The sequence below is a fragment of the Arthrobacter sp. SO3 genome, assembly GCF_020532825.1.
Classification (GTDB): domain Bacteria; phylum Actinomycetota; class Actinomycetes; order Actinomycetales; family Micrococcaceae; genus Arthrobacter.
Genome location: NZ_MQTS01000136.1, coordinates 9,162 through 18,800 on the forward strand (window position 1 = coordinate 9,162; position 9,639 = coordinate 18,800).

Consider the following 9,639-nt stretch of genomic DNA (forward strand, 5'->3'; position numbering starts at 1 on the left):
CCCAGCTCGGCGAGGCGGCAGCCCTTAAGGGCAAGCTGGAGGCCGTGGGCGGCGGCAGCACCGTCGTCGGCCCCATCCCGTCCGAGGACGCCAAAGCCGTCCAGTTTGTCGTTCCCATCGATTCGGCCGGCGAGGTGAAACAGATCGTCAAGGAACTCCGGGGGGTGGTCCAGGCATCTGCTCCGGCGGGAATGCAAACCTTCGTGACCGGTCCGGCCGGGCTGACGGCTGACCTCGTCAGCGCCTTTGCCGGCATCGACGGCATCCTGCTGCTGGTGGCCCTCGGCGCGGTGTTCCTGATCCTGCTGATCGTCTACCGCTCGCTGCTGCTGCCGATTGCCGTGCTGTTCACCTCGGTCTTTGCGCTCTGCGCGGCCATCCTGCTGGTCTTCGGCATGGCAAAGCTGGGCTGGATCCAGCTCAACGGCCAGAGCCAGGGCATCCTTTCCATTCTGGTGATCGGCGCCGCCACGGACTATGCGCTGCTCTACGTGGCACGCTTCCGTGAGGCCCTGACGCACACCACCAACCGCACAGCCGCCGCGCTCACCGCGTGGAAGGCGGCGTGGGAGCCGATCGTGGCCTCCGGCGCCACCGTCATCATCGCGCTGCTGTGCCTGCTCTTCTCCGACCTCAACTCGAACAAGGCCCTCGGGCCCGTGGCGGCCGCGGGCATCCTGTGTTCCCTCATCGCGGCACTGACCCTGCTTCCCGCGATGATGGCGCTGCTGGGCCGGGCCGCCTTCTGGCCGTTCCGCCCCAAGCTGCTTCCGGAGACTGAGCGCGAGCCGGAGTACGTCACCGGGCTGGAGGGCCAGAAGGGCCTCTGGCGCGCGACCGGTTCCCTCGTCTCCCGCCGGCCCCGCACGGTCTGGATCGCTTCCGTGCTGCTGCTCCTGGTGGCCTCCACCGGCGTGCTCCAGCTCAAGGCCAACGGCGTCCCGCAGACCGACGTCATCCTCACCGCCTCCAACGCCGTGGACGGCCAGGATGCCCTGGCCCGGCACTTCGACGCCGGCTCCGGCAGCCCGGCCGTGATCGTTGCCGACGAAGCGAAGGCCCAGGAGGTGCTGGACAGGACCAAGGCGACCGACGGCGTCGGGGATGCCTACCTGCTGGCCGAGGGCGGCGTGCCGATCATCGCCGGCGCCCCGGCTGCACCCGGTGCGCCGGCGGCTCCCACGGCGCCCGCGGTCAGGGACGGCAAGGTGCTCATCAACGCGACGCTGAACTACGCCGCGGACTCCAACGAGGCCGAAAGCGTCGTGGTGGCCCTGCGCCAGGAACTGAAGAAGATCGACGACGGTGCCCTGGTCGGCGGAGTGACCGCGACGGCCCTGGACACGAACACCACCGCCCAGCGTGACCTCATCACCATCATCCCGGTGGTCCTCGCGGTCATCCTCATCATCCTGATGCTGCTGCTGCGCTCCGTGCTGGCGCCGGTCCTGCTGGTCGCCTCGGTGGTCCTTTCCTACGCCGCCGCCATGGGTGTTTCCGCCTTCGTGTTCAACCACGTCTTCGGATTCCCGGGAGCCGACGCCACCGTTCCCCTGTTCGGCTTCGTGTTCCTTGTCGCACTGGGCGTGGACTACAACATCTTCCTGATGAGCCGGGTCCGGGAGGAATCCATCAAGCACGGCACCCGGCCCGGCATCCTCCGCGGCCTCGGTGTCACGGGCGGCGTGATCACCTCCGCCGGTGTGGTCCTCGCGGCTACCTTCGCGGCCCTGAGCGTCATCCCCATCATGTTCCTCGTGCAGCTGGCCTTCATTGTGGCCTTCGGGGTACTGCTGGACACCATTCTGGTCCGCTCGCTGTTGGTCCCGGCCCTGGCCTACGACATCGGCCCGCGGATCTGGTGGCCGAGCAAGCTGGGACGCCCCGAGACGGATGCTGCCGCGCGCGCCCTGCCCGCGGCCCCGCAGCCGGAAGCTGCGGACGCAGTCATCCGCTAGCCGGCACCCCGAGTCCGCAGCCGCCGTCACCGTTCCTGGTCCCTCCACCAGGCAACGGTGGCGGCGGCTGCTTCCGTCAACAGGGTGGGCTGCAGCCCCAAGGCCGCCTCGCTGGCCCGGGAGTCCATCACGAAAGGGCGCTCGAACTGGTAGAGCGTCTCGGCCAGTTCACGCATCCCGGGGGAAAACATGCCCATCATCCGCAGCGCCCGGCCGGGGATGGCAACCACGCGCGGTGCCCGGACGCCGGCGGCGGCGGCGAACGCTTCAGCGATCTGCCGCTGGCTCAGCGCCGGGCCGGTCGGCGTATGCCACACCCGGTTCCAGAGCGCCGGATCCTGCGCGGCCCTGATCATGGCGGCGGCCAGATCCGGCACATAGGTGAAGGAGTGCGGCAGCCCCGCGTTGCCAATCACCAGCAGGGATTTGCCCGCCAGTACCGGCTTCACCATGCGCTCGCCGGCATGGGCACCGCGGACCCTGGGGCCGAAGAAATCACCCGCCACCATGCTTACGGTGTCTGTTGCGGACGCCGCTCGGGCCTTCAGGAGGGCGGTGCGGATACCCCGCTTGCCGCCCTGGGCCTCCCGCGGGCCCTCCTCGGTCATCGGCCGTTCCGGCTCGCTGTAGGAGTACAGGCTTTCCGGAAAGACGACGACGGCGCCGGCCTCGCCCGCCGCGGCAAGCACTGTCTGCTCGGCGCCGGGCAGTTCCTCGGCCCAGACCCGTGCGCTGTACTGCGAGCCGTGGATGCAGTGGAACACGGCTTTGGCTCCGCGGAACAACCCGCCAAGCTGCGCCGGGTCGGAGACATCCGCGGCCACCTTCTCGATCCGCGGGTGGTCGGGCCCGCTGCCGGAGCGGGTGAGGACCCGCACCCGGTGGCCGGCTGTGGCCAGCTGCTCGGCAACCGTCCAGCCAACCGGACCGGCGCCGGTAACGACGAACAGCGCCGGGGCCTCGGGGGAATCAGGCTGGGACATGGTGTTCTCACTTTCTCTGGTCGCTCGGCTTCTTTGTTCGCTCGGGCTGGCGAGAGCGGTGCTCTCCGAATTAAGGATGCCGCCGGTCCAGACGAAAGTCAAGAGCAGTGCTCACATTTGTTGACACTGCTCTGCTTTGTGGAATGCTGGAGCCATGCCGCAGACCGCCAGTCACCCGTCTCCGAAGCCGCCCACGCCGCGTGAGCGTGCCCGGGCCCGGACCATTGAGGACATTGTGCGCCTTGGTCGGGAGCACCTGGCACTGCACGGAGCCGCCGCGCTGTCCCTTCGCGCCGTGGCCAGGGATCTCGGCGTCGTCTCCTCGGCGGTCTACCGCTACGTGGAGAACCGTGAAGAGCTGCTGACCCTGCTGCTCATCGATGCCTACAACGAGCTCGGCGACGAGGTGGACGCCGCTGTGGCCGCCCTGCCCGCCACCGACTTTGCCGGACGGTTCAGCGCCCTGGGTTCCGCGGTGCGGCGCTGGGCGCTGCGCGAGCCGGCCGGCTACGGGCTCCTCTTCGGCAGTCCGGTGCCCGGATACCGGGCGCCTGCCGAACGGACCACGGGGCCGGGCACCCGGGTCATCTACGCCCTGATGGCTCTGCTGGACGGGGCCTACCGCGCGGGCCGGCTGGCGGCGCCGGGCGACGGGGCCGCCGTCGGGCCACCCCTTGCCGCCGACCTGGCGCGTATCCGCGACGGGATGGGACTCGCGGTGCCGGACCGGCTGCTGGCGCGGGGCGCGCTCGTCTGGACCTCGCTGTTTGGTGCCATCAGCTTCGAGGTTTTCGGCCAGTACGGTGCGGGCACCTTCGCCGCCCCGGATGAACTCTTTGCCCACCATCTGGCCGCGCTGGCGGATCTCGCCGGGCTTCGCACCGCCGCCGACGGGGCGGGCGAGCGGCCGCCCATTTACCCCGGCCAGTTACCCCGGCTAGCCGCCGGTCCCGGGTTTCCGTCCCCTCTGTTGTCTCCCGGCGACGCTCGATAGACTGCCCCTGCGCCTGCCTGGGCGCGCCGAAGCTTCCAGGAAGGATCCAACCATGTCCGAAAACAACGAGTCTGATCGAACGGCAGCGGAACCCGAAGATGCGGCGGCCGAGGGCCAGTATGTCGAGGGCGACTACGGCACGGCGGGCACCGCCGGGGAGAACCCGCCCGCGGCGGCGGAGGGCGAATACTCCACCGGCGACTACGGCGCGGCTGGAGTCGGCGGCGCTACCGCCGTCGGCGCTGAGGAGGGCGACTACCCCGAGGGCGACTATGGAGCGGCGGGTGGCACCGGTGCGACGCCGGCCGGCGCCGAAGCGGGTGAGTATCCGGAAGGCGACTACGGCGCCGCGGGTGCCGCAGGTCCGCCAGGTGCCCGGCCTGCAGCGGACCGCAAGCCCGGGGCGGCACCCTCCCGGGACGACTCCGCGGGCGAAACTGGCCACGCGGACCACTAGGCGTCGGACTTCGCGATCAGCGAACAGCGCAGTTGCCGGCCTTGGTGCTGCCTGAAATTCCCCGGAATTCCGGGAAAGTGCGGCTTGCCGTGAGGGGCTCGAACCCTCTGCAATCCAAAGTTGAGCGCAGGTCGCTCAACTTTGGATTGACTTTGACACGGGTTTGAGTAGAGTTGAGTGCAGATCGCTCAATAACGGTTGGACCTCTGGGCCCGCAGCCAATCAAGCAAGTTTCCAAGGAAAGAAAAGGAAGCAACACATGTCACGTGCAGTAGGTATTGACCTCGGAACAACCAACTCCGTCGTCTCCGTTCTCGAAGGCGGCGAGCCCACCGTCATTGCCAACGCCGAGGGTGGCCGCACCACGCCGTCCGTTGTTGCATTCTCCAAGTCCGGCGAAGTGCTGGTTGGCGAGATCGCCAAGCGCCAGGCCGTCAACAACATCGACCGCACCATTGCTTCGGTCAAGCGCCACATGGGCACTGACTGGACCGTCGCCATCGACGACAAGAAGTACACCCCGCAGGAAATCTCGGCCCGCATCCTGATGAAGCTGAAGAACGATGCCGAGTCCTACCTGGGTGAAAAGGTCACGGACGCCGTGATCACCGTCCCCGCGTACTTCAACGACGCGCAGCGCCAGGCCACCAAGGAGGCCGGCGAAATCGCAGGCCTCAAGGTTCTGCGCATCGTCAACGAGCCCACCGCCGCGGCACTTGCCTACGGCCTCGATAAGGGCAAGGAAGACGAACTTATCCTCGTCTTCGACCTCGGCGGCGGAACCTTCGACGTCTCCCTCCTCGAGGTTGGCAAGGATGAAGACAACTTCTCCACGATCCAGGTCCGCTCCACCGCCGGCGACAACCGCCTCGGCGGCGACGACTGGGACCAGCGCGTCGTTGACTACCTGCTGAACCAGCTCAAGGTCAAGGGCATCGACCTCTCCAAGGACAAGATTGCCCTGCAGCGCCTGCGTGAAGCGTCTGAGCAGGCCAAGAAGGAACTCTCCTCCTCCTCCAGCACCAACGTCTCCCTGCAGTACCTCTCCGTCACCCCCGACGGCCCGGTGCACCTGGACGAGCAGCTGACCCGCGCCAAGTTCCAGGACCTCACCAAGGACCTCCTGGACCGCACCAAAAAGCCATTCCACGACGTCATCAAGGAAGCCGGCATCCAGCTCTCCCAGATCGACCACATCGTGCTCGTCGGCGGTTCCACCCGTATGCCGGCCGTCTACGACCTGGTCAAGGAACTGGCCGGCGGCAAGGAGCCGAACAAGGGCGTCAACCCGGATGAGGTCGTCGCCGTCGGCGCCGCACTGCAGGCCGGTGTCCTGAAGGGTGAGCGCAAGGACGTTCTCCTGATCGACGTCACCCCGCTCTCCCTCGGCATCGAAACCAAGGGCGGCATCATGACGCACCTGATCGAGCGCAACACGGCCATCCCGACCAAACGCTCCGAGACCTTCACCACGGCGGATGACAACCAGCCGTCCGTGGCCATCCAGGTCTTCCAGGGCGAGCGCGAGTTCACCCGCGACAACAAGCCGCTGGGCACCTTTGAGCTGACCGGCATCGCTCCGGCCCCGCGCGGCGTCCCGCAGGTTGAGGTCACCTTCGACATCGACGCCAACGGCATCGTGCACGTCTCGGCGAAGGACAAGGGCACCGGCAAGGAACAGTCCATGACCATCACGGGCGGTTCCAGCCTCTCCAAGGAAGACATCGACCGCATGGTCAAGGACGCCGAGGAGCACGCAGCAGAGGACAAGGCCCGCCGCGAGGCAGCCGACACCCGCAACACTGCCGAGCAGCTCGCCTACTCCGTGGACAAGCTGATCGCCGACAACGCCGACAAGCTGCCCGCAGAGATCAAGACCGAGGTCCAGGCCGACGTCGACGCCCTCAAGGCCGCCCTCGAAGGCACCGACGACGCCGCCGTGAAGACCGCGTTTGAGAAGCTGCAGGCTTCCCAGACCAAGCTCGGCGAGGCCATCTACGCCCAGGCAGGTTCCCCGGACGGCGCCACCGGCGCCCAGGGTGCCCCGGCCGGCGAGCAGGCAGCGGGCGCTGACGAGGACATCGTCGACGCCGAGATCGTTGACGAAGACGAGAAGAAGTAATCATGCCGCACCACGGTAACGAAGAAGAGCACGGTTCTTCCGAGAACCGTCGCGACGCTGAACAGCGGGAGAACGAGCCGCAGAAGCCGATCATCCACGACAACCGCAAGGTTGATCCGAAGACCGGCCAGGCCCGCCACCCCGACCAGGAGCGCGGCGCCGCCGGGGCCCCGGATTCCGGGGATGCACTGTCCCAGGCGGAGGACATCCTCAACAGTGTTGAGGTGCCCGCCGCGGATTCCGTGGCCCAGGGCGGGGTCGGGGCGGAGGCGGAGGAGCTCAGGAATGACCTTCGCCGCCTGCAGGCCGAATACGTCAACTACCGCAAGCGCGTCGAACGCGACCGTGCCGTGGCGGGGGAGATGGCCGTCATTGGCGTCATGAACTCCCTGCTCCCGGTACTGGACGACGTCGACGCCGCCCGCCAGCACGGTGACCTCACGGACGGACCGTTCGCCGCGATCGCCGCCAAGCTGGAGAACGCGCTGAAGACGTATGGCCTGGTGCGCATCGATGAGACCGGTGTGGAGTTCGATCCCACGATCCACGAGGCCCTCATCCAGCAACCCGGAACGGATGTCGAAATCGACACCGTCAGCCAGGTCCTGCGCTCCGGCTACAAGTCCGGCGACCGGGTGCTCCGCGCAGCGCAGGTCATCGTGGCTGTCCCGGCCTAGCAGTACCTCATCGAGGTGACAGTTCGCGCCCGTGTTTCGAACAGACATGGGCGCGAACTGCCACCTCGGCACACAGATTTGAAAGGAAACGCCATTGGCTAGCCAGGACTGGGTGGACAAGGACTTCTACAAGATCCTTGGAGTCGCCAAGGACGCTTCCGACGCCGACATCAAGAAGGCCTACCGGAAGCTCGCGCGGCAGCACCACCCGGACACCAACGCGGGGAACGCCGCTTCGGAGCGAAAGTTCAAGGACATTTCCGAGGCCTACTCCGTGCTCTCCGACGCCGACGAGCGCCAGCAGTACGACGCCATCCGGGCCATGGGCGGCGGAGCCCGCTTCGCCCCGGGCGGTGGCGGCGGCGCCGGTGGCGGGGCTGGCTTCGAGGACCTCTTCGGCGGCTTGTTCACCGGCGGCGGGGGACGCCAATCCGGCGGCTACAGCACGGCCGGCGGCATCCCGCCGGAGTTCGCCGACCTCTTCGGCGGAGGCGGCGGCGGCTTCGGCGGCGGCCAGTCCTTCCAGCGGGCACCGCAGAAGGGCGCGGACCGGACGGCGTCAACCTCCATTTCCTTCGCCGGCTCCATCCGCGGAACCACCATCGGCCTGCGTGAACCGGACGGGGAAGTCATCGACGTGCGCGTCCCGGCCGGCATCAAGGACGGCCAGAAGGTCCGGGTCCGCGGCAAGGGCCAGTACGGTCCGGCCGGATACGGGGACCTGATGGTCACCGTTTCGGTGAAGCCGCACGATTTCTACGTCCGCGACGGCGACAACCTGCGCATCCACGTCCCCGTCACCTTCCCGGAGGCAGCACTGGGGGCGGACATCGAGGTTCCGACCATCGACGGTGACAAGGTCAAGGTGCGGGTCCCGGCCGGCACGCCGTCGGGCCGTACGCTCCGGGTCAAGGGCCGCGGCGTCAAGCACGCCAGGGCCACCGGGGACTTGCTGGTCACCATCGACGTCGCCGTCCCGCGGAAGCTCAACAAGGAAGCCGAGGAGGCCGTCAAGGCCTTCGCCGAGGCCACCGCCGGCGAGGACGTTCGCGCCGAGCTGGCAGCCAAGGCCCGGCTTTAGGAACGGACGCCTGCCATGGCCATCGACTTTGAGCAGCCGATCTTCGTCATCTCCGTGGCCGCGGAACTGGCGGACATGCACCCTCAGACGCTGCGGCAGTACGACCGGCTGGGTATCGTCTCGCCCAGCCGGGCCCCTGGCAAGTCCCGCCGCTACTCGCAGCGGGACATCAACATGCTCCGCGAGGTGCAGCGGCTCTCGCAGGAGGGCGTCTCCCTCGAAGGCATCAAACGGATCCTCCAGCTGGAGAACCAGGTGGCAGCCCTGCAGCGGCGCGTCACCGAACTGAGCGAAGAGCTCGAACGCCGCCCCCGCGCCCTGGACTCCCGCATCTTCGCCGCCGGAGCCGCGGGCGACGTCGTCAGCCTGGCCCGGGGCAAGCGCCCCAGGGCCCGCTCCCAGGCCGTCGTCGTGTGGCGGCCGCGGAACAGCGAGTGACGAAGCGCGGAGCCCGCTCCGCTCCATCCACGTAGACAACGGACTCCGGGGCGAGTACCGGTTCCCCGCATCCGGGTATTCACCGGCCGCAAAGACGGGTACCGCGATTGCGTGACTTCCGTGCCGCCCGCCCGTTTGAATTGTCATGGCAGGAAAGACTGGCGCCACAGCCAGCGCAACAGCGAGGACAGCCGGGGGGCACCGCATGTTTGATCCATCGACGCCGGGAAAATCGGCACCTGGACCCGCACCGATCGCGGGCAGGCCATGAACTCCGGGCTTCAGGCCCTGGCCCTGTTTGCCGGGTCCCCGGCCGGAGCAATCCTGTTGGCGCTGGGCCAGGCGATCGTCGTCGTGTGTGTCTGCTTCGATATGGTCCGTGCCCTCGCGGTGCCCCGGTCCCACCGCCGCTACGTGGCAAACACCGTCTTCACAACACTGGCCTGGCCATCGGTCCTGATCAGCGCGGTCATCGTGCTGATCCAGGCCGCCAGCGGGACGTGGCAGAACGTCGCCGCCGGAGTCTTCGTGATGGTCATGGTGATCTTCCGGTGGCGCCACGGCGGCGACGAGGACAACTGGTGGAAGGGCAAGGGCAAGAAACTGGCCACCTGGTTCCGGAACCAGACGGCCTCCCGGTCCGCGGCCGCACCGGCCGCCGCCTAAACCCACCCACCGCAAACCACCCCTACCGCAAACCACACCCGCCGCAAACCACACCCGCCGCAAACCACCCAACGCGGGGTCACTTCGCGCCCATCCCGAGGGGATTTACCGGCGTTATGTGACCCCGCGTTGCTGTGGTGGGGGTCCTAATACGAAAGTAATGGGGGTCAGGCTGCGGTAGCCGGGGTGATGGTGACGTCGAAACCGAGGCTGTTGAGCTTCTTGATGGCGCTGTTTTTGGCTTTGATCGGGTCCAGACGGGT

Annotated in this window: 9 protein-coding genes and 1 pseudogene; 9 read left to right on the plus strand and 1 reads right to left on the minus strand. The window is 67.9% G+C overall.

Annotated features, from left to right (window positions below):
• Positions 1-1,958: MMPL family transporter (locus BJQ90_RS13205; protein WP_226760711.1), on the plus strand; the 1,958-nt coding region annotated here is incomplete at its 5' end.
• Positions 1,959-1,984: 26 nt separating this feature from the next.
• Here BJQ90_RS13205 and BJQ90_RS13210 read toward each other — a convergent pair.
• Entirely contained in the window at positions 1,985-2,941 is a 957-nt protein-coding gene (locus BJQ90_RS13210; protein WP_226760712.1) for an NAD-dependent epimerase/dehydratase family protein, read from the minus strand.
• A gap of 154 nt (positions 2,942-3,095) precedes the next feature.
• On the opposite strand from BJQ90_RS13210, the gene BJQ90_RS13215 reads away from it, so the two are divergent.
• The 8 genes and pseudogenes from BJQ90_RS13215 to BJQ90_RS22910 all read left to right on the plus strand — a co-directional run.
• A complete protein-coding gene (locus BJQ90_RS13215; protein WP_226760713.1) occupies positions 3,096-3,935 on the plus strand; it encodes a TetR/AcrR family transcriptional regulator in 840 nt (279 codons plus the stop codon).
• A 52-nt stretch (positions 3,936-3,987) separates the two neighbouring features.
• Positions 3,988-4,392 (plus strand): hypothetical protein, encoded by a 405-nt coding sequence (locus tag BJQ90_RS13220; RefSeq protein ID WP_226760714.1) that lies wholly within the window; start codon positions 3,988-3,990, stop codon positions 4,390-4,392.
• A gap of 259 nt (positions 4,393-4,651) precedes the next feature.
• Positions 4,652-6,514 carry a molecular chaperone DnaK gene (gene dnaK, locus BJQ90_RS13225; protein ID WP_226760715.1) on the plus strand — a complete coding sequence of 621 codons (1,863 nt, stop codon included), beginning with the start codon at positions 4,652-4,654 and terminating at the stop codon, positions 6,512-6,514.
• Between the two features lie 2 nt (positions 6,515-6,516).
• The gene (locus tag BJQ90_RS13230) at positions 6,517-7,191 is read left to right on the plus strand and encodes a nucleotide exchange factor GrpE (RefSeq protein WP_226760716.1); all 675 of its coding nucleotides are present in this window, start codon (positions 6,517-6,519) and stop codon (positions 7,189-7,191) included.
• Positions 7,192-7,285: 94 nt separating this feature from the next.
• A complete protein-coding gene (locus BJQ90_RS13235) occupies positions 7,286-8,272 on the plus strand; it encodes a DnaJ C-terminal domain-containing protein (RefSeq protein WP_226760717.1) in 987 nt (328 codons plus the stop codon).
• 15 nt (positions 8,273-8,287) lie between these two features.
• Positions 8,288-8,710, plus strand: a complete 423-nt coding sequence (locus BJQ90_RS13240; protein ID WP_226760718.1) for a heat shock protein transcriptional repressor HspR — start codon at positions 8,288-8,290, stop codon at positions 8,708-8,710.
• A 267-nt stretch (positions 8,711-8,977) separates the two neighbouring features.
• Positions 8,978-9,376 carry a hypothetical protein gene (locus BJQ90_RS13245; RefSeq protein ID WP_226760719.1) on the plus strand — a complete coding sequence of 133 codons (399 nt, stop codon included), beginning with the start codon at positions 8,978-8,980 and terminating at the stop codon, positions 9,374-9,376.
• Positions 9,377-9,559: 183 nt separating this feature from the next.
• Positions 9,560-9,639 (plus strand): annotated as a pseudogene (locus BJQ90_RS22910) (hypothetical protein); the annotation flags it as partial.